This window comes from Thalassospira sp. SN3W (genome assembly GCF_038070535.1).
GTDB lineage: Bacteria > Pseudomonadota > Alphaproteobacteria > Rhodospirillales > Thalassospiraceae > Thalassospira > Thalassospira xiamenensis.
On the sequence record NZ_CP121124.1, the window covers coordinates 1,028,250 to 1,048,804 of the forward strand.

The 20,555-nt window shown below is 55.9% G+C and carries 18 protein-coding genes; 6 read left to right on the forward strand and 12 right to left on the reverse strand.

All coding sequences use genetic code 11. The features are described 5' to 3' along the window. Nucleotides 1-19: 19 nt before the first annotated feature. The 5 genes from P8T57_RS04565 to P8T57_RS04585 are packed head-to-tail and all read left to right on the forward strand — an operon-like array spanning nt 20 to nt 4,901. Nucleotides 20-547: a TRAP transporter small permease gene (locus P8T57_RS04565; protein WP_063095112.1), complete on the forward strand. Its 528-nt coding sequence runs from the start codon at nt 20-22 to the stop codon at nt 545-547. Continuing rightward, a complete protein-coding gene (locus tag P8T57_RS04570) occupies nt 537-1,841 on the forward strand; it encodes a TRAP transporter large permease subunit (RefSeq protein WP_037992146.1) in 1,305 nt (434 codons plus the stop codon). Before P8T57_RS04565 ends, P8T57_RS04570 begins: the two co-directional genes overlap by 11 nt. Before the next feature lie 19 nt (nt 1,842-1,860). Beyond that, nucleotides 1,861-3,060 (forward strand): mandelate racemase/muconate lactonizing enzyme family protein, encoded by a 1,200-nt coding sequence (locus P8T57_RS04575; protein ID WP_114123933.1) that lies wholly within the window; start codon nt 1,861-1,863, stop codon nt 3,058-3,060. Between the two features lie 24 nt (nt 3,061-3,084). Next, nucleotides 3,085-3,852 (forward strand): SDR family oxidoreductase, encoded by a 768-nt coding sequence (locus tag P8T57_RS04580; protein ID WP_341364734.1) that lies wholly within the window; start codon nt 3,085-3,087, stop codon nt 3,850-3,852. An 11-nt stretch (nt 3,853-3,863) separates the two neighbouring features. Continuing rightward, nucleotides 3,864-4,901, forward strand: coding sequence for an L-idonate 5-dehydrogenase (locus tag P8T57_RS04585; protein WP_341364735.1), 1,038 nt, complete (start codon nt 3,864-3,866; stop codon nt 4,899-4,901). 527 nt (nt 4,902-5,428) lie between these two features. Here P8T57_RS04585 and P8T57_RS04590 read toward each other — a convergent pair. From P8T57_RS04590 to P8T57_RS04645, 12 genes are all read right to left on the reverse strand, one after another. Continuing rightward, entirely contained in the window at nt 5,429-6,475 is a 1,047-nt protein-coding gene (locus P8T57_RS04590; RefSeq protein ID WP_341365361.1) for a LacI family transcriptional regulator, read from the reverse strand. Nucleotides 6,476-6,512: 37 nt separating this feature from the next. Next, complete coding sequence (locus P8T57_RS04595; protein WP_341364736.1) at nt 6,513-7,622, reverse strand: ABC transporter ATP-binding protein; 1,110 nt, start codon at nt 7,620-7,622, stop codon at nt 6,513-6,515. A 29-nt stretch (nt 7,623-7,651) separates the two neighbouring features. Further along, the gene (locus P8T57_RS04600; RefSeq protein WP_341364737.1) at nt 7,652-8,530 is read right to left on the reverse strand and encodes a carbohydrate ABC transporter permease; all 879 of its coding nucleotides are present in this window, start codon (nt 8,528-8,530) and stop codon (nt 7,652-7,654) included. Then, nucleotides 8,530-9,423 carry a sugar ABC transporter permease gene (locus tag P8T57_RS04605; protein ID WP_114095672.1) on the reverse strand — a complete coding sequence of 298 codons (894 nt, stop codon included), beginning with the start codon at nt 9,421-9,423 and terminating at the stop codon, nt 8,530-8,532. Before P8T57_RS04605 ends, P8T57_RS04600 begins: the two co-directional genes overlap by 1 nt. 65 nt (nt 9,424-9,488) lie before the next feature. Continuing rightward, a complete protein-coding gene (locus P8T57_RS04610) occupies nt 9,489-10,748 on the reverse strand; it encodes an ABC transporter substrate-binding protein (protein WP_341364738.1) in 1,260 nt (419 codons plus the stop codon). 272 nt (nt 10,749-11,020) lie between these two features. Continuing rightward, a complete protein-coding gene (locus tag P8T57_RS04615) occupies nt 11,021-12,403 on the reverse strand; it encodes a M20 family metallopeptidase (RefSeq protein WP_341364739.1) in 1,383 nt (460 codons plus the stop codon). A gap of 66 nt (nt 12,404-12,469) precedes the next feature. Continuing rightward, complete coding sequence (locus tag P8T57_RS04620; protein WP_341364740.1) at nt 12,470-14,056, reverse strand: gamma-glutamyltransferase; 1,587 nt, start codon at nt 14,054-14,056, stop codon at nt 12,470-12,472. Beyond that, complete coding sequence (locus tag P8T57_RS04625; RefSeq protein WP_341364741.1) at nt 14,053-15,018, reverse strand: oligopeptide/dipeptide ABC transporter ATP-binding protein; 966 nt, start codon at nt 15,016-15,018, stop codon at nt 14,053-14,055. Before P8T57_RS04625 ends, P8T57_RS04620 begins: the two co-directional genes overlap by 4 nt. Beyond that, on the reverse strand, nt 15,018-16,031 hold the full coding sequence (locus P8T57_RS04630; RefSeq protein ID WP_341364742.1) for an ABC transporter ATP-binding protein: 1,014 nt from the start codon (nt 16,029-16,031) through the stop codon (nt 15,018-15,020). The genes P8T57_RS04625 and P8T57_RS04630 overlap by 1 nt, the downstream gene beginning before the upstream one ends. A 10-nt stretch (nt 16,032-16,041) precedes the next feature. Continuing rightward, nucleotides 16,042-16,965 carry an ABC transporter permease gene (locus P8T57_RS04635; RefSeq protein ID WP_007089761.1) on the reverse strand — a complete coding sequence of 308 codons (924 nt, stop codon included), beginning with the start codon at nt 16,963-16,965 and terminating at the stop codon, nt 16,042-16,044. A 1-nt stretch (nt 16,966) separates the two neighbouring features. Beyond that, nucleotides 16,967-17,884 (reverse strand): ABC transporter permease, encoded by a 918-nt coding sequence (locus tag P8T57_RS04640; RefSeq protein ID WP_341364743.1) that lies wholly within the window; start codon nt 17,882-17,884, stop codon nt 16,967-16,969. Between the two features lie 25 nt (nt 17,885-17,909). Further along, complete coding sequence (locus tag P8T57_RS04645; protein ID WP_110252651.1) at nt 17,910-19,427, reverse strand: ABC transporter substrate-binding protein; 1,518 nt, start codon at nt 19,425-19,427, stop codon at nt 17,910-17,912. Between the two features lie 177 nt (nt 19,428-19,604). Between P8T57_RS04645 and P8T57_RS04650 the strand changes: the two genes are divergently transcribed. Then, entirely contained in the window at nt 19,605-20,384 is a 780-nt protein-coding gene (locus tag P8T57_RS04650) for an IclR family transcriptional regulator C-terminal domain-containing protein (protein ID WP_037992128.1), read from the forward strand. Nucleotides 20,385-20,555: the final 171 nt, after the last annotated feature.

Here is a 20,555-nt window from a genome sequence, read left to right on the forward strand (position 1 = left end):
GCTTTTCTGGAGGTCCGCGATGCAGGCAACCCCGAAACGCGTGCGCAGCTTTCAATTCGTCGTCGCACTATTTTCCCTACTTCTTTTGATCATTGTCGGGGTGACTTTTTACGAAGTCATCGCACGCTACATATTCAGAACTCCGACAATCTGGGCCAATGAACTGGCCTTGTGGCTCTCGGCAATCCTGTTTCTGGCTGCGGGCCTCTATGCCATGCAAAGAGACCAGCATCTCAGAATTACCGTCCTCTATGACGCAAGCCCCGCATGGCTCCAGCGCATATTCGATCTCATCACGCTGGCCTGCTGCCTGACATTCTGTCTGGGCATTGCATGGTTCGGCGCGCCCAGTTCGTGGCAATCCCTGATGAATTGGGAGCCGTTTGGCACGGCATGGAACCCGCCGATCCCGGCAACGGTAAAGCCGCTCATTGTTCTGACAACCGGTTTGATGGCGCTTTACGGGATCATCAACTGCGTCAAAAGGTTCCGTGGCATCCCCGCCGACACCGCAGAATCAGTCACGGAGGACAACCGTGTCGATTGAACTCATTTCCATTATCCTCGTCGGTGGCGTCTTTGCCCTGATGGCGCTGGGTGTTCCGCTGGCTTTCGCCGCCGGGTCGCTTGCCGTCCTTGTCAGCTATCTTAAATTCGGTCCGGCGGTCATCGCACTTGCCCATAAAACGGTTTACGGGCTTGCGACCGAATATTCGCTGCTATCCGTACCGCTTTTCATTCTGATGGCAACCCTGCTGGAACGCTCCCGACTGGCTCAGGATCTATACGATGCCCTGTTCAAGGTTTTCGGAAATCTGAAGGGCGGTGTTGCGACCGTGACCCTGATCATTTCCGTTTTCATGGCCGCCATCAGCGGTATCATTGGCGGCGAAATCGTTCTGCTTGGCCTGATTGCCCTGCCACAGATGATGCGCCTGCAATATGACCGGAAACTCTCCATCGGGATCATCTGCGCGGGCGGGTCACTCGGCACAATGGTGCCGCCCTCGATTGTCCTGATCATTTACGGCCTGACCGCCGATGTCTCGGTGCAAAAGCTCTTTCTGGCGTCCTTCGTACCGGGCTTCGCGCTCGCCTTTGCGTACTTTGCCTATATCTATATTCGCTGCACGCTTAATCCGGCCCTGACCCCAAAGGCACCGGAAAAGACCGAGCCCTTCACAAAACAGGATTTCTTACGCGGCGTTCTGCCACTGCTTGTTCTGATCGGCATCGTTTTCGGCTGCATTTACGGCGGGGTGACCTCCATTACCGAGGCCGCGGGCATCGCGGTTGGCGTCTCCATCCTCATCATCGCCCTGCGCTCCGAACTGAACATAACCATGCTGTGGCAGGCCCTGACACGCACCCTGCAATCCTGCGGGATTATCCTGTGGGTGACGTTTGGCGCGGCATCGCTGATTGCGATTTACAATCTTTCGGGCGGCCAGCGCTTTGTCACCGGCATGATCACCGGTCTGGATATCGCGCCTGTTGTCACGATCATGCTGATGATGGCGATTTTCATCGTCCTTGGGCTGTTCATGGACTGGATTGGCATCCTGCTTCTGACCATTCCGATCTTTGTGCCGATCGTCACCCAGCTTGGCTATGACCCGGTATGGTTCGGGGTGCTTTTCTCGCTGACCATGCAGGTGGCTTTCCTCTCGCCGCCTTTTGGCCCGGCCGCTTTCTATCTCAAAAGCGTCGCCCCGCCGGAAATCACCCTTCAGACGATTTTCGCGTCTCTCTGGCCTTTCATGCTCATTCAGATCGCCTTCCTGGCGCTGATGCTCACCTTCCCGTCCATCGCGCTATGGCTCCCGGAAATACTCAATTAATCTGAATTCGGATAAAAAAATGAAGATCACAGCAATCAAAACCTACCGCGTAGACGAATTTTCCAATGTCCTGTGGGTCCATGTCGAAACGGATGCTGGCATTACCGGCCTTGGCGAAACCTTCTATGGTGCCGGTGCTGTCGAAGCACACATTCACGATACACTGGCAGGACGCCTGATCGGGCAGAACCCCCTTCACATCGAAGCCCTGCACAAGGAAATGGTCAACCTGCCGATGGCACAATCATCGACGGGCGCGGAATATCGCGCGGCATCCGCCATCGACATCGCCCTTTGGGACATCTTTGGCAAGGTCTGCGACCAGCCCGTCCATCAGATGCTGGGCGGTTTGTGCTGGGATAAAATCCGGATTTACAACACCTGTGCCGGATATCGCTATGTCCGTACCAACAATATCAAACCCGTATCGAACTGGAACCTGGGCGAACCGGAAGGCCCCTATGAGGATCTGGACGGCTTCATGAACCGCCCGGCCCAACTGGCCGAAAACCTTCTGGAATCCGGCATCACGGCCATGAAAATCTGGCCATTTGATCCGATGGCGGCCGAAACACGCGGTCAGTACATCACCGCCGAACAGATGAAAAAGGCAATCCGTCCTTTCGAAGAAATCCGCAAGGCCGTCGGCGACAGAATGGAAATCATGGTGGAATTCCATTCCCAATGGAACCTGCCGACCGCCAAAAAGATCGCCCGCGAACTCGAACAGTTCAGCCCGACCTGGTACGAAGACCCGATCCGCATGAACTCGCCACAGGCTCTGGCAGAATTCGCCGCATCCACCGATGTCTGGACCTGTGCCAGTGAAACACTGGGATCACGCTGGCCCTACAAGGACATGCTCGACCGTGATGCAACCCATGTGGTCATGGTGGACCTGTGCTGGACCGGCGGCCTTACCGAAGGCAAGAAAATCGCCGCTCTGGCCGAAACATGGCACCGCCCGTTTGCCCCGCATGACTGCATCGGGCCGGTTGGTTTTGCCGCCGCCATTCACATGTCGTTCAGCCAGCCAAACACCCTCATCCAGGAAAGTGTCCGCGCCTTCTACAAGGGTTGGTACAATGAACTGGTTACCGCCGTTCCGAAAATCGAAAACGGCTATGTCTATCCGATGGAAGGCCCCGGCCTTGGTGTCGAATTGCAGAAATCCTTCTTTGATCGCAGCGACCTGACCGTCCGCGAAAGCAAAGCCTGAAAATAAAAGCCCGTTGGAGGAAACATGTCTCTCGAACTTTTCTCGCTCGCCGGTAAAACAGCCCTCATAACCGGCTCTTCCCGCGGTCTTGGTCGGGCCTTTGCCGAAGGTCTGGCTGCGGCCGGGGCTACCGTCATCCTGAACGGCACCAATTCCGAACGCCTTTCGCAGGCCTGCAAGGAAATGTCTGATGCCGGCATGAAAGTCGATATGTCCCTGTTTGACGTCACCGACGAAGCCGCAATCAAGGCCGCCTTTGACCGCTTTGATGCCGCCGGTATGCAGATCGACATCTTGATCAATAACGCCGGTATCCAGTTCCGCAAACCCATGCTGGAACTCGACACCGCCGACTGGCAGCGCGTGATTGATACCAATCTGACATCCGCCTTCATGATTGGCCGCGAAGCCGCAAAACGCATGGTCAAACGCGGGCATGGCAAAATCGTCAATATCGGCTCGCTGACAAGCGAACTGGCGCGTGCCACCGTCACCCCCTACACCGTCGCCAAGGGCGGCATCAAAATGCTGACCAAGGCGATGGCAGCCGAATGGGGCGAACACGGCCTTCAGGCCAATGCGATTGGTCCGGGTTACATGCTTACCGACATGAACGCGGCGCTGACATCCAACCCGGAATTTGACGCCTGGGTCAAGGCACGCACCCCCGCACGGCGCTGGGGCAGGCCTGACGAGCTGATCGGCACGGCGATTTATCTCTGCTCGGATGCATCCAACTATGTGAACGGTCAGATCATCTATGCCGATGGCGGCATGATTTCCGTTCTTTAAGGTGATCTTAGATGTACTCTGTTGTCATACATTCACCCCATGACCTGCGTGTCGATCAGATCGACCCGCCCGGCGCACCGGAACCGGGCACGATAACCGTTCAGATCGACAAGGGCGGCATCTGCGGCTCGGACCTGCACTACTATCATAACGGCGGTTTTGGCACGGTTAAAATCCGTGAACCGATGGTTCTCGGGCATGAAGTCGCCGGTACGATCATTGCCGTTGGCAAAAACGTGACCGGCCTTGCGCTCAATGACAGGGTCGCGGTCAATCCTTCCATGCCATGCAACCAATGCCAGTATTGCCGCGCGAACATGCGCAACCAATGCACGGACATGCGTTTCTTTGGCAGCGCAATGCGCTTTCCCCATCAACAAGGCCTGTTCCGCCAACAGATCAATCTGCCCGCCGAACAGTTGGTCAAACTGTCCCCCGACATCAATATGGAACACGCCGCCTGCAGCGAACCCTTGGCCGTCTGCCTGCATGCGGTGCGTCAGGCCGGGGCACTGTCGGGGAAAAAAGTCCTCGTTTCCGGTTGCGGTCCCATCGGCTGCCTGACCATTCTGGCCGCCGCCCATACCGGGGCGCACTGGATTACCGCGACCGATCTGTCAAAGGCCGCTTTGGATGTTGCCACAAAGGCAGGTGCCAATAGCTGTATCGATGTTGCCCGCAATGCCGATGACTTCAAAACGCTCGGCATGAACAAGGGCACGCAGGATGTGGTCTTTGAATGCTCCGGCAGTCCGCAGGCACTTGCCAATGCATTCGACGCGGTCAAACCGGGCGGCACCATCATCACGGTCGGCCTTGGCGGCAATGGCGAACTCCCGCTCAGTCTCGCCGTCACCAAAGAAGTCCGAATGATCGGAAGCTTCCGCTTTGATGCGGAATTTGCCCAGGCAGCAGAACTGATTGACCGCAAGGTCATTGACGTTTCACCGATCATCAGCTCGGTGCTGCCCTTCCGGGATGCCAAAACCGCCTTCGACCTCGCCTCGGATCGCAGCCAATCCATGAAAGTACAATTGGATTTCGGCTGACGGCTGACATATTGATCCGCGCGCCCCTATCGCCGCGCGGATCACCGAGGCGGGCAAGACACCCCGATAAACTTGCCCGCACTCGCTGCCGCGATCCATCTCGGGGCAGAGGTACAGACCAATTTCGCACTTGAACGCGTTGAACAGCTTTCACAGGTGCTCAACGCACTTCTCCCCCTGCCCGCTCGTCCCCATCTTTGTCCGCCTGACCTCGGGCCACCAACAACACCTCAACCCACCAAAAAAGACAATGCGGCCGAGCTCCGCGGCCCTCGCACGCAAAACACTCGAAACAATCCTCATACAAATATAATTAATGGCGGATTTCAGGGATTTATCTGGCAGGTTGGGGCTCAAAACCTGCCTGAAATGCCGGTTTTGAAAATCAATTCCTCATACAAATAAAACCGCTGTTTTCACGCTTCGCCGGGCCGATGAATCATGCCCAAAAAGTGATTAACAACAAAAAATGAATAATCGATCTTATTTTTCATTCTAAGTGAATAATAAATCCGGTAACGGGCGGCTTAAATATCGTTGCGCCAGACCGGGATCGGCGCGCTCAGCGATTGCAGATCTGCCCCTTCCCGCCCCTCGATCACGTCCAGCAAATGGGTCGCCAATTGCTGCCCGGCCACGATCAGATCCTCCCGCAAACTGTCGATCCGGGGCCGGGTAAAGTTCAGCAAATCCGACGTTTCCTTGGCGATCACATCGATATCCCGCCCGACATCCATCCCCGACTGGATCATGCCGTCAATCAGCGCCATCGCGCACAGCTCGCTGCCGCAAATCACCCCGTCGGGCACATAATCCTGATGGCGCAATGCCATGCCGGCCTGGCGCAAAACCTCGCTGCTGCTGTCAAGGTCGATCCCGCCAAGCACTTGAAAAGGCACATTTTCTGCCTCCGCCACCGCCGCAAGCCCGGCCAGCGTTTCCTGATAATATGAAAATTCCGACGGCGGCGAAAGCAATGCCAGCCGCCTGCGCCCCCGCGCAATCAGGCGCCTTGCCGCCATCTCGCAAAACGCCCGGTTATCAAAATCGTGATAGGCATGACCCGGTGCCGAAAGGCACCGCCCATGGGCCACAAACGGCAGCCCGCTTTGGGATAGCGCCTGCACCCGTTCATCATCGGGCCTGATATGGGTGATGATCACCCCGTCGGCAGCACGGGTATTTAACACATATCGCACCGGGTCCATCGGGTCATCACTGCGTGATTGTGGTGTGACGACAAGGTGATAGGGTGTGCCGCGGATCACGTCTGAAATGCCAACAATCAGACGTCTGGCAAATTCCGGCACCTTGTCGGTCTGATCAAGGATCAGGCTGATAACATTGGTTTTTCCCGTCCGCAAACGCACCCCGGCCCGGTCCGGGTGATAGCCGATGGCGTCCGCCACCTTGCGCACGCGCAGCTTGGTTTTTGCGCTGATATCATGCGCATCCTTAAGCGCGCGCGACACCGTCGTCACACCAAGACCGGTCATTTCCGCAATGGTTTTAAGGGTCGGCCGGGTTTGGGCGGCGGGGCGCTCAACCTTCCCGGCAAGATCGTGATCGGACAGTTGTCAAAGCCTCCGTGGGGTATTCCAGGGTCAGGACCTAGCGCAGTCTTACGCCGCTTTCGGGGTCAAAAAACACAACTTTTTCAAGGTTGAACACCAGTTCGGCATGGCTGTTGGCCTGCCCGTTCCAGTCCTGATGCAGGCGGGTGACAACTTCCTTGCCGCCCAGCGACGTGATGGCAAAAATATCCGCCCCGGCCGGTTCAACCACATCAATCCGGCACGACGCACTGACCGCCTGCTGCCCGTCGCGCACCAGTGCCCGGTTATCGGCATCGGTGATAGCCTCGGGCCGGATGCCGACAATGACCTCCTGCCCGTCCCGCGCCCGGACATCCGCGGGCAGGTGTTGAAATTCAAGCATCAGCGGCTCTTCGCCCGCCCGCGCCATTTCAACCGCATTGCCCCGCACCGTCGCCGGGATCAGGTTCATCGCGGGCGATCCCATGAAATCGGCAACAAACAGGTTGGCCGGATCGTTGTAAATCTCCGCCGGGGTGCCGTATTGCTGAACAATACCGTCCTTCAGGACCGCGATACGTGTGCCCAGCGTCATGGCTTCGATCTGGTCATGGGTAACATAGACAATCGTTGTGCCGAATGTCTGATGCATGCGTTTGATTTCGGTGCGCATATCGACGCGCAGCTTGGCATCAAGGTTTGATAGTGGTTCATCAAACAGGAACAATTGCGGATTACGCACAAGCGCCCGGCCCATCGCAACACGCTGGCGCTGCCCGCCCGAAAGCTGGCCGGGCTTGCGATCCAGAAGATGTTCGATCTGAAGGGTTTTTGCGACCTCGGCGACCTTGGCGGCGCGCTCATCCTTTGGCATGCCGCGCATTTCAAGGCCAAACGCGATGTTCTGCCCGACATTCATGTTGGGATAAAGCGCATAGCTTTGAAACACCATCGCGATATTGCGCTCCGACGGCGGCAGATCATCAATGACATTTCCCGCAATGCGGATTTCCCCGGTCGTCAGCTTTTCCAGCCCGGCAATGGTATTAAGCAAAGTCGATTTGCCACAGCCCGACGGCCCGACAAGCACCAGAAAACCGCCTTCTTCGACATCAAGCGTAATGTCGCGCAGAACCTTGATCGGACCGAAACTTTTGCACACCTTGTCGATTTGCAGAAAGGACATGATAACTTCCCTGTAAGTCTTTTTATGAGCTAACCCTTGACCGCACCGGCCATCAATCCGCGCACGAAATAGCGCCCGGAAACGATGTAAACGATCAGTGTCGGAAGGGCGGCAAGAACCGCACCGGCAAAGTGCACATTGTATTCCTTGACCCCGGTCGAGGATGAAACGAGGTTGTTGAGCGCGACCGTCATCGGCATCGAATCAAAGTCGGCAAATGACGCCCCGAACAGGAAATCATTCCAGATATTGGTAAATTGCCAGATCACGGTCACTACAATGATCGGCCCGGAACTCGGCAGAAGAATACGGGTAAAAGTCCGCAAGAACCCGGCCCCGTCCATCTTTGCCGCCTTGATCAGCTCGTCGGGGAATGCCGCGTAATAGTTGCGGAAAAACAGCGTGGTAAAGCCAAGCCCGTACACCACATGCACCAGAACCAGCCCGCCGGTCGTGCCTGCCAGACCAATCATGCCCAGCACGCGCGCCATCGGGATCAGGACGATCTGGAACGGGATAAAACAGGCAAACAGCATCAGCCCGAAAATGATCTTGTCGCCCGGAAACCGCCATTTGGTCAGGACATACCCATTCAGCGCCCCAAGCCCGGTCGAGATGGCGACCGCTGGCACCACCATCATGATGCTGTTGATGAAATAGGGTTTAAGTCCCGTCGGCTCGACCCCGATCTGGGCCTCGGACCACGCGGTCAGCCACGGCTCGATGGTGAACATTTCGGGGAACGACATCATGTTTCCGCCCCGGATTTCATCAAGCGTCTTGACCGAATTGACCAGCATGACGAATAGCGGCAGCAGGTAATAAACCGCAAACAGGATCAGGACCGCATAAAGGGCTGCGCGCAAAAGTTTTCCGGTGCCAAAGGAGGATTGTGTTGAACGCGACATCAGCGGCGCTCCCGAAGTTCGGAATAAAGATAGGGCACAATGATCGAGGCAATCATCGCCAGCATGATCACCGCCGACGATGCCCCAACCCCCATCTGGTTTCGCGTGAAGGTATAGGAATACATGAAGGTCGCGGGCAGTTCGGTGGCCCGGCCCGGCCCGCCATTGGTCAGCGCAATGACAAGGTCATAGGCCTTGATCGCCAGATGGGCCAGAACCACAAAGGCCGATAGGAACACCGGGCGCAATTGCGGAATGACGATACGGGTATAGAGGCTCCATCGGCTGGCACCATCCATCTGGGCGGCCTTGAGGATTTCACTGTCAATCCCGCGCAAACCCGCCAGAAACATCGCCATGACAAAACCCGACGATTGCCAGACCGCCGCAATCACCACGGTATAGATCGCCATGTCGCGATCCTTGATCCAGTTGAAGGTAAAGCTTTCCCATCCCCAAAGATGCATGGTGTTTTCAAGACCAAGCCCCGGATCAAGAAACCATTTCCATGCCGTGCCGGTCACAATGAAGGACAGCGCCATCGGATACAGATAGATCGGGCGCAAAATGCCTTCGCCGCGAATTTTCTGATCCAGCAGGATCGCCAGAACCAGCCCCAGCACCGAACAGATCGCAATGTAAAGAATGCCGAAAATCGCAAGGTTTTGCAGGGCAATCAGCCAGTTTCGCTGCCCCCACAGATTGGCATAGTTGCCAAATCCCTCAAGCTCGTAGGAGGGCAGCATCCGGCTATCGGTCAGCGACAGGTAACCGGTGTAAATGATAAATCCGTAAACGAATAAAAGGATCAGAAACAGGCTGGGGCTCAGCACCAGACGGGGCAGAACCTCCCGCAGGGTTGCCTGTGCCTTGCCGGGCAAGGATGATTGCATGGGTGATGCTCCGCACTTTATCCGACGGCCGGGATCTTATCCGGCCGCCGGTTTCGTTTTTGGTCTTATTGAGCGGATTCAACCGCGTTAACCAGCTCCTCGACAGCGGTTGCACTGTCATATTCGCCGTTAAAGTGCGCGGTAATCACGTCATACATCGCGTTCTTGACCCCTGCCGGGACCGAATGGCCATGCGCCATCGAACCAAACAGCGTGCCCTTTTCATTGGCAGCAGCAAGTTCGGCCATGCCTTTTTTGCCACAGGCATCAAAATCGTCATTGGGCACATCGGTGCGCGCCGGGACGGACCCTTTGACCACGTTAAATGCCGACTGGAAGCTTGGCGACATCACGGCTGATGCCAGTTTCATCTGCGCGTCCTGACGGTCTTCGCCAACCTGGAACATCACGAACTGGTCAGAGTTGAACGTCACTGCATCTTGGGTTCCGGGGAAACGGAAGCACATGAAATCAGTGTCGGGCACCTTGCCGGCATTCAGAAACTCGCCCTTGGCCCAGTCGCCCATGAACTGCACCCCGGCCTCCTTGTTGATCACCATCGCGGTCGCAAGGTTCCAGTCCCGGCCCGAAAAATTGTCATCAACATAGGTCCGCAGTTGCGCCATGCGATCAAACACGGTTTTCATCGTGTCCGACCCCAGCGCGTCCGGATCGGTATCGATCATGGATGCCTGATAGAATTCCGGCCCGCCGGTTGCCATGACGACCGCATCAAAGATCGTCGCGTCCTGCCATGCCTGTCCACCGTGGGCGACCGCGGTGTAACCGGCATCCTTGATTTTATCGAGCGCCGCAATCAATTCGTCCCAGTTGGTCGGCTGCTTCAGGCCAAGCTCATCAAAGATCGCCTTGTTGGCCCAGACCCAGTTGGTTGAATGGACGTTGACCGGGGCCGCGATCCAGTGACCGTCATATTTCGAAAACTCTTTTAAGGCATCGGGAACAACTTCTTCCCAGCCTTCCTTTGAGGCCAGATCGTCAAGATTGCCCAGAACACCCTCGCCCGCCCAATCCTTGATATCAAAACCAAGCATCTGAACCGCGGTCGGTGCATTGCCCGATGTAACGCGTGCGCGCAGCACGGTCATGGCCTGTTCGCCACCACCACCAGCAACCGGCATGTCGTTCCACGAAACACCCTGATCTTCGAGATCCTTTTTAAGAACCTGAAGCGCCTTCGCTTCGCCGCCCGCCGTCCACCAATGCAGGACTTCCACACTTTGCTGTGCCGATGCGATGCTGGTTGAAAGCCCGAATGCCGCGATCATACCGATCCCGGCACATGTCATTTTGCCAAGAAACATGCTGTTTCCTCCCTGTTGGCTTTTTTGATTTGGCAGTTGATTACTGCAACGTTACAGGTCGGAGTCAAGCGCCTCCTGTAACGTTGCAGTACAGCAAAGCCGCCAACAGGCGCAAAACCTGTGATTGATCAGGCTGCGTTATTGCATCGCAAAATAGTGCATTCGTTATTGCCGGAAACTGGAACGCGGAAGACTCCGCCCCATACAAAAGGGCGCCAGCCATGATCCTGTCATGGTTTCTGGCGCCCGAATTTTCGGATGGCTTGCTATGGTCAGGCGGCGTCGCCGATATCCCAGAACACACCGGCCATCATTTGCAGGGCCTGTCGGCTGAGGCTTTGCAGGATGTGTTCGTTGGGCGCATGCTGAGAGCATGATGCATAGGAATGCGGCACCCAGACGGTTGGCAGATCAAGGATATAGGCAAATGTATCATTGGGCAGCGACCCGCCAAGATTGGGCAGGATTGCCGGTTTGGTTCCGGTGGTCTTGATGATTGAATCGCGTACACGCGTGACCCACGGATGGGACGGGTCAAGCCGGGTTGCCCGGAAGAACCCCTTGGCCGAGGGAATGATTTCAACATCCGTAAAGCCATGTTTATCAAGGTGGCGGCGCAAAGCCGGAAGAATGTCATCCGCATCCGTGCCGACCACATAACGCAACTGGCAATGCGCAATGGCTTCAGGCGCGATGGCGTTGACCGGTTTTTCAGGGTTTCCGGCCTTTGCCGCAAGTACCGCAAAGCTGTTCCAGCCATAAACCTTTTCCGCCAGTGACAGGCTTTCCTCGCCCCAGTCAGGGTTGATTGTCGGCCCGGTTTCGGGTTGGGTGATTGCGCAATCCTTTAGGGCTTCCCGGACTTCGTCATTCAGGCTGTCAGGACGCCATTCCGGCACCTGAATCTGTCCTCGACGATCAACGATGGATGCAATCGCATGCGAAAGAACAATCATCGGGTCTTTCAGCAAACCGCCCCAGTTCCCGGAATGGTGGCCGCCTTCACGATATTTAAGCGACAGCGCAAAATTGATCGCCCCGCGTGACCCCATGAACATGGTCGGTCGTTCGGCACTCAGGCGCGGACCGTCCGATGCAATCAGAACATCGGCGGCAAACAGATCGCGATAATTGGTAAACAGTTCGGCAAGGCCGGGCGACCCCGCCTCTTCGCCCATCTCAATGATGACCTTGCAGTTAAAGCCCAATGCACCACGTGTCTTAATGACCGACCGCAGGGCCGCCAGATTGATGCAATGCTGCACTTTGTTATCCGCCGTACCGCGCCCGTAAACCCGATCACCTTCGATCACCAGCTTGAAAGGTTCAAGGCCTTCGCGCCATTCGCCTTCCTGTGCGAGGATCACATCGCCATGCCCGTATGTCAGAACAGTCTGCAGGTCATCGCCTTCGTGTCGTTCGGCAAACAGGAACGGTCCGAAACCGGGCTTGGGATTATCGATGATGCGGGTTTCAAACCCCATATCGCGCACCATCGGAACAATCACATCGGTAAGATACCCATAAAGCGCTTCGAGATTATCGGGCTTCTGGCTTTCGGTTTTCTGTTCGACCATTCGACGCAGTTCTTCGATAAACTGCCCATCTTCAAAATACCGGGTTACATTTTCGATAGCATCAGCACGCGTTGACATTGATTGATCCTTGTTCTTTCCGATAAGCCATCCAATTCCCAAAGGAACGACGGAGCATTTTGTGTTTCACGAACCATCCCGGTTTTCCGCCACCGCATCGCCCCAGGGCGACATGATTTCGGTCATGCCCTGATTGATGTTTCCCTGCCGAAGAACCCCCGCCGGGCAGGCAAAGGCATAGGGGAAAGCGGTCCGGCGCGTGGTCACGCAACGATGCCCTTCCCCCAGAGCCGCAATGATATCGGGCGAAAGGCTTTGATCGATGATCACCGTATCTCCGCCGCTGAAATCAACCCGCGCCTGATGGAAGGCGTCTTCGAGGGTCATATCGAAATCCATCAGGCAGGATGTCAGTTGCAGGATGGCTGGCAAAATCTTGCGACCGCCGGATGCCCCGATGGCAAACCGCCGGTCCTTTTGCTGCCCGATTGCCGGGCAGACATTCATCAGGCATCGTTTGTCGGGTGCTAACGAGTTTGGCCGTCCCGGTTCGGGATCGAACCACAGGATCCCGTTATTCATCAAAAGCCCGCTTCCGGGCAGCACGACCTTGGATCCGAAAATGGACAGCAATGTCTGGGTCACCGCGACCATGTTGCCATGTCGATCTGTCACACTGAAATGCGTGGTGCAGGCGGGGGCGCGACTGTCATCAACATCCCCCATATCGCGCAACCGGCGTTTATAGGTCGTCTTAAGCGCATCAACATACGCCCCATATGCATCCGCCCCCGGTGACGTCCCCTCAAAATTCTGATGCGACAGGATTTCCAGACATTCGGCAAGGTTTTCACCCGCCGTCATCGCAGGCGGTGTATAGACCGTCCCCCCGCGATAGGATGCTGTCAGCGGATCAGACAAAACAGCCTGATAGGACTTCATGTCATCAAGGGACAAACATCCCCCGGCGTCCCTGACATCGGCAACGATTTCCGCCGCAAGATCGCCTTCGTAAAATTCACGCGCGCCTTTATCGGCGATGCGTTGCAGGGTGGCCGCCATCCGGTCAAGATTGATCCGCTTGTCCGAAAGGGCCGTCCATCCGGCAATAGTCGGCCACTGCCCGTCTTCCAGAAAGGTTTCCGCTGCGGTCGGGTTTTTGGCAAGTTCGCGGGTACTAGACGCGACGATAAGGGCGGCATACCAATCAACCGATAGCCCACCCGACGCAAGCTTTGCCGCCGGCGAAACAAGATCACGCCATGGCATCGTGCCAAACCGGTCAAAGGCAAGCTCCATACCGGCAACCGTGCCGGGTACCGCAATCGCGGTTGCGCCAATCTGGTTACGATCCCCGACGACCCGCGCCCACGGGAACAGGTCGCCTGCAACGCCTTCGCCCGATAACGGATAATCGGCGATATCAAGCCCGGCGGGGGACCGCATCCCGAAGGTAATGCTATAGGTCCGGTCTTCATCGGCACGATAGATCATCATCGCACCGCCACCGGCCGGGCCACTCATCCAGGGTTCGACCACCCCCATGGCAAAGGATGTGGCAATCGCGGCATCAATGGCATCGCCACCGGCGGCAAGAATGTCAGCCCCGACCTGGGCGCCTAGCTTATGCTGGGCTGCGACCACCCCACCATTTTCGACGGCGACGACGTTTTTACGGACCGACTGCATGTTGGAAAAATTGTCGCGGATCATTGAACCGCCCCTTCGGCCAGATGGCATTCAACCCGCTTGCCCTGATGCAGGGTCGCCACCGGTGCCTTGGTCGAACAGATATCAATCGCGCGCGGGCAGCGCGGATGGAAATGGCATCCACTGGGCGGGTTGATCGGATTGGGGAATACGGCACCCAATTGCGTGTCGGGCACGCCAAGGGACGGGTCCGGCGTCAGAACGGATTCCAGCAACGCATTGGTATAAGGATGATCCGGACCGGCAAACAGCGAAGATGCTTCTGCTTCTTCGACAATGCGCCCCAGATACATGACCGCCACCCTTGTTGCGAGATGTTCGACCACCGCAAGATTGTGGCTGATGAACAGATAGGTCAGCCCGAATTCATTGCGCAAATCCGACAGCAGATTAAGAATTTGCGACTGTACCGACACATCAAGCGCCGATGTCGGTTCATCGCAGATCACGATTTCCGGACGCATGATCAGGGCGCGCGCAATCGCAACACGCTGACGTTGCCCGCCCGAAAGCTGGCTTGGATAACTGCGCAAAACCCGTTTGGGCAAACCGACAACATCAAGAATATCGGCGGTCTGTTTGTCCCAGTCACGCGGATCGCCAACCTTGTGCACCCGCAGCGGCAGCGAGATGATATCGCCAATCGTCTTGCGCGGGTTCAGTGATGAATAGGGATCCTGGAAAATCGGCTGGATACGCCGCGCCAGATAGGATCTGTCATGGCTGGTAATGTCTTCGCCATCGACCAGAACCCGGCCCTGTGTCGGCGTTTCCAGTCCCAGCAAAATACGCGCAAGGGTACTTTTGCCACAGCCGGATTCCCCGACAAGGCCAAGGACCTCTCCCTTTTGCAATTTCAGGGTCAGTTCATCGACCGCACGAAGATCCTTGCGTTTGCCAAAGATGCCCTGCTTGATCGAAAAAATCTTCGAGACATTCTCAAGTTCAAGAACCGGAACGGACATTATGCTTCCCCCGATTTTGGCTGGTTCATCGACAGGGATGCAGACCCGTCATAGTCGTGAACACAGCGATAAAGATGCCCGGCGGGTGAAATCCGGGCCGGTATATCGGACGCACATTGCCCGGTTGCCTCGTCACAGCGGCTTCGGAAAGCACAGCCAACCACATCACCGATAAGAGACGGCACAATACCGGGGATCGAGCCCAGATGTTCGCCAACCGCGGTTTTGCCCGGCACCGGAATGCAATTAAGCAACCCGCGGGTATAAGGATGCTTTGGCGCGGTAAAGACTTCGGTGGCACTACCGGCTTCGACCATTTCACCGGCATACATGATGGCGACCTTGTCCGCGACGCGGGCCACCACGCCCAGATCGTGGGTAATCAGGATCATCGCCATGTTCAATTCACGCTGAAGATCCTTAAGCAGGCGCAATATCTGGGCCTGAATGGTGACATCCAGCGCGGTTGTCGGTTCATCCGCAATGATCAGGTCAGGTTCGCCCATCAGGGCCATGGCAATCATAACGCGTTGGCGCAAACCACCGGAAAGCTGATGGGGATATTGTTTCATACGGTTGGCCGCCGCCGTGATCCCGACCTTTTCCAGAAGTTCGATGGCACGGTCACGCGCTACCGTCTTGGGGACCTTGCGATGAAGCAAAAGGGCTTCCATCAGTTGATCGCCAATCGTGTATGCCGGATTAAGCGAGGTCATCGGCTCCTGAAAGATCATCGAAATCCGGTTGCCGCGCAGTTTGCGCATATCCCGATTGGATGCGGTTTGCAGATCGACACCTTCAAAATCCAGAACCTGTGCCGAACGTTTCGCCTGCTTGGGCAGAAGCCCCATGATCGCAAGCGATGTCAGGGACTTGCCACTACCTGATTCACCCACCACACACAGGGTTTCACCGCGCTTCACATCGAAATCAATGCCGCGCACGGCATGCAGCGTTCCGGCTGCCAGCGGGATATCAACCGTCAGGCCGCGAACAGAAAGAATGTTTTCCATACTGATGCCCCTAGTTGCGGTTTTCAGGTGCGGAAACGTCACGAAGACCGTCACCCAGCAAATTGATCGCCAGAACAAGGATGAACAGCGCGACACCCGGGATGGCAATCATCCACGGCTGGAACAGAAGCATCTGTTTGCCTTCCGACACCATCAAGCCCCAGGACGGAGTTGGCGGTTGCACCCCGAGGCCCAGGAACGACAGGGCCGCTTCAAGCAGGATGGCATGCGCCATTTCAAGCGTCACAATCACGATCAGACTGTTGGCGATATTGGGCATGATTTCGCTAAACAGGATGCGCTTGGTCGAACAGCCGATGGCCTTGGCCGCCGTGACATATTCCATGGATCGCAATTGCAGGGTGGCAGATCGCATCACAACCGCGAACCGATCCCAAAGCAAAAGGCCAAGAACCGTGATCACCACCTGAAGTGATCCGCCAAACAGTGCGACCACCGCCAACGCCACCAGAACCACGGGCATCGCAAGGCGCACATTGATCAAAAAGGTGACACAGGCATCGACACGTCCGCCGAAATAACCGGCGGCAACGCCCATACTGGTGCCGATAATGCCGGAAATCAGGGCCGCAATCGCCCCGATGGCCAGTGAAATACGTGCGCCATAAAGCAACCGTGAAAGATAATCCCGCCCGAGATGATCGGTACCAAGGATGTTCTCCCAACTGCCTTTGGCATCCCAGACGGGCGGGATCATTCGATGCATCAAATCCTGATGATAGGGATCATAAGGTGCCAGGAGAGGTGCGAAAAGCGCCATCAGGAAGATGGTCAGAAGCACGATGGCACCAAACATCAGTCCCTTGTGACCAAGGACTTTGGTCAGCAGAACCTGTCGTGGCGTCGGGCCGCTCAGGACTTCAGCTTCAACCTTGGGTGCCACTGTGTTGATGGTTTCGGTCGTGTTGGTCATGTCAGCCCACCCTCATGCGCGGATCAAGCCACGCATTCAACAAATCCGACAGGAAGGTGAAGACGATATAAAACATCGAAAACACCAGAATCAGGGCCTGAACGGTTGGCAGATCGTTGCGACCAATGGATTCCCACGCCAGATAGCCCGCCCCATGCAGGGCAAAGATCGATTCAACGACAATCGACCCGCCTAGCATGAAGCCCATCTGAACGGCGGCCAGACTGACAACCGGGATGATGGCGTTGCGAAGGGCATGCTTGAACATGACCCGGAATTCACCCGCCCCCTTGGCGCGTGCGGTGCGGACATAATCCGCCCCCAGCACATCAAGCATTCCGGCACGGGTCAGGCGCATGATGGCAGGCATCGCGTAATAACCCAGCACGATGGTCGGCATCACAAAGTTCTGCCAACTGTCCGAACCGGAAGGCGGCAGGATGCGAAGCTTGATACTGAACAGGACAATCAGGACCAGGCCAAACCAGAAACTGGGCATGGCCTGCCCCATGACCGAAAGGAATAGCGCAATCCGGTCAATAAGACTGTTGGGGCGAACGGCGGCGGCAACGCCCAACGGCACCGCCGTCAAAAGCGCAAACGAGATTCCGCATACGCCAAGCAACATCGTGACGGACAGACGCTCGGCAACCAAATGCGACACCGGCAGTTTGAAATAGTAACTTTCGCCGAAATCGCCCCTGATCGCGTTGAACATCCATTCGCCATACTGAACGACCCATGGTCGATCAAAACCGTAATAAACCCTTACAGCCTCGATATCCTCGGCATTTGCCGTTTCACCCGCAATAGCCGCCGCAGGATCCCCCGAAAGATAGAGAAGCGCGAAGCTAAGCATGGAGACGGCAAGCGTCACCAGCAAGGCCAAGCAAAGCCTTTTTAACGTATATACCAACACCGTTCTGAACCCCTGATCCGGAGGATTATTTCCAGTTCATCTGGAAGAAGCGCGGAATTGCATCCGTGGTCGGTGCATATTCCAGATCCTTGGTGAACACGTAGTTCGAGTTATAGGAGAACAACGGCAACCAATAGGCTTCTTCCGCAATGCGCTTCAGGGCTTTGGAATAATATTCCTTGCGCTCCTCGGAATCGACGGAACTGTCGGCAACATCCAGCCATTCCTTGACCTGCTCGTCTTGCGCACTGTCAAGACTGCCAAGCTTGAAATACTGGCTGACGATCGCCGACGCATCATTGATCGAATAGGATCCCCATGTCTGGAACGACATCGGTACTTCGCCCTTCATGCTCAGTTCACGCAGGGCGGAGTATTGCAAAAGCTTGAAATTGCTTTTGATACCGACCGCTTCGAGATAGCCCAGCATCGCTTCGGCATATTCGCGATCACGATAGGCATAGAAGTCGATTTCCAGCCCGTCCGGATAACCAGCCTCGGCAAGAAGCTGCTTGGCTTTTTCAGGATCATAGTCATAGACAGCGACGTCCTGTGCACAGCCGAACTGCGACGGGAAGCAGGCCGAATTGACCACACGGGATTTACCTTTGAGCATCGATGCAACGATGGCTTCGCGGTCAATGGCATGCGAAATGGCCTGGCGCACAAGCTTGTTGGTGAACGGGTTGCTTTCACCGCTGCGACCGGCGGCATCAAATTGCAGATAACCGATGCGCATGGTGCTTTCGTTGGCGACGGTAAATTCACCCATCGCGCCAAGGCTTTCGGCCTGATCTGGCGGCACCTGCCAGATCCAGTCCAGACCGCCACTGAACAGTTCGGCAGCCTGCGTGTTGAAATCGGGAATGGTACGGATATCCAGACGACCGATATTGGCCTGTCCCTTCGGGCTGTCCTTGTGATAATTTTCGTACTTCTCCAGCACGAAATGCTTGCCCGGCTCGACTGAAACAACCTTGTAAGGACCGGTCCCTACCGGATTAAGTCCCATGCCGGTCGGACCAGCTTCGGCGTAATATTCGTTGGGATAAATCGACACCGGCCCGGCAAGATATTCGATTGCTGCGGGGAATGGTGCTTTCAGATGAATGCGGACCTTGAACTGGTCAATCTTCTCGGCACTTTCCATCCAGTTGACGTTGCGCTGGGTTTTCACCCCGTTCTTTTCGTCCGCAACCCAGTTCACGGTCGCGACCACATCGTCGGCGTCGAAAGGCTCGCCATTGTGGAACGTCACACCCTGGCGAAGATTGAATTCAAGGGTTTTGTCATCAACCCATTTCCAGTCCGTCGCCAGATTTCCCTTATACTCGCCGGTATAAGGATCGCGATACACCAGCCCATCCCAGATGGAGCGTTGCAAAATAACGCCTTCACGCGCCGAGTTGAAATAACTGTCGACATTTTCAAGCTCTTTGGAGAATGCGACATTGAGGGTATCGTCTGCTTTGTTGGCAGCGGCTGTTCCAGCAGCGGCCATGACGAGGGCAAAGATTCCAGCCCCCTTAAGGATCTGTTTCATTATAGCCTCCTGATATGCGTGCCTTACTTCACGGTGTTCGCGGCAAGACACATTAGATGCATTTAAAACATCTTGTATTATATTATAATACAGCGTACTGTATAAAACTACGATAAGGCAACTGGAAGCTGCATGTCAACCAGCACGTTTGCCATAAAAAACCGAGGAAACGCGACCATGGCGAATGCCAAAGCCCGGCAGCAGGACACCCTTTTTGTCACATCCCTTGAAAAGGGCATGCGGATACTCGAAGCTTTTTCAGAAGACAAAACCGAACTTGGCCTGGCCGATCTTGTAAAGGTTACCGGCCTCGAAAAGAGTGCGGCACAACGATATGCCAACACGCTTTACGAGCTTGGCTATCTGGAAAAGAATCCGGAGACTCGCCGGTTTCGGCCATCCGTCAAATATCTGGAAATGGCGTACAGTTATCTGTGGGCTGATTATCTGGCGCAGTTGGCCATGCCCCGCCTGATCGACCTGAGCCGCCAGACATCCCAAACCATCAACATGGCAGAGCCAATCGGAACCGATATTATTTATGTCGTGCGCATGCCCAACCACCGCACCAATTTCGGGGCTTCTGCGATTGGCCGACGGGTGCCAGCACTGGTTGCCTCGTCCGGGCGCATTATCCTGAGCCGCCAGTCAGATCAGGCCATTCGTGACGCAGTGAATAATTGGCCAATCCGGCAATACACCCCCCGGACAACGATGGATCGCGATGCCATACTCGACAATATCCTGATGGCACGCGAAAAGGGATATTGCACCACACAGGGGCAGGTTTTACCCGATGAAGTCAACGTTGCCGCCCCGATCTGCAGCATTGACGGAATACCGGTTGGCGCCATCCACTGTTCTTTGCCGTCGATCCGCTGGACAATCGAACGCGCGGAAGCAGAAATTGCCCCGCTTGTAGTTGAAGCAGCCCAATCGATCGTGCCATCCAGATAAGGTAAAACCCGGTCCGGCCAGACCAAGCGAACGCCAGCGCAGCCACAGACAGACGCACAGCTTTGGAAAATACCGAATAACGCGGCCCTGCCTTAACCAATTTGCAACAGCTTATGGGCGAAAACCGGCATAAGATCTGGCGGACAGAAATCAGATCATAATTTTTAAAAA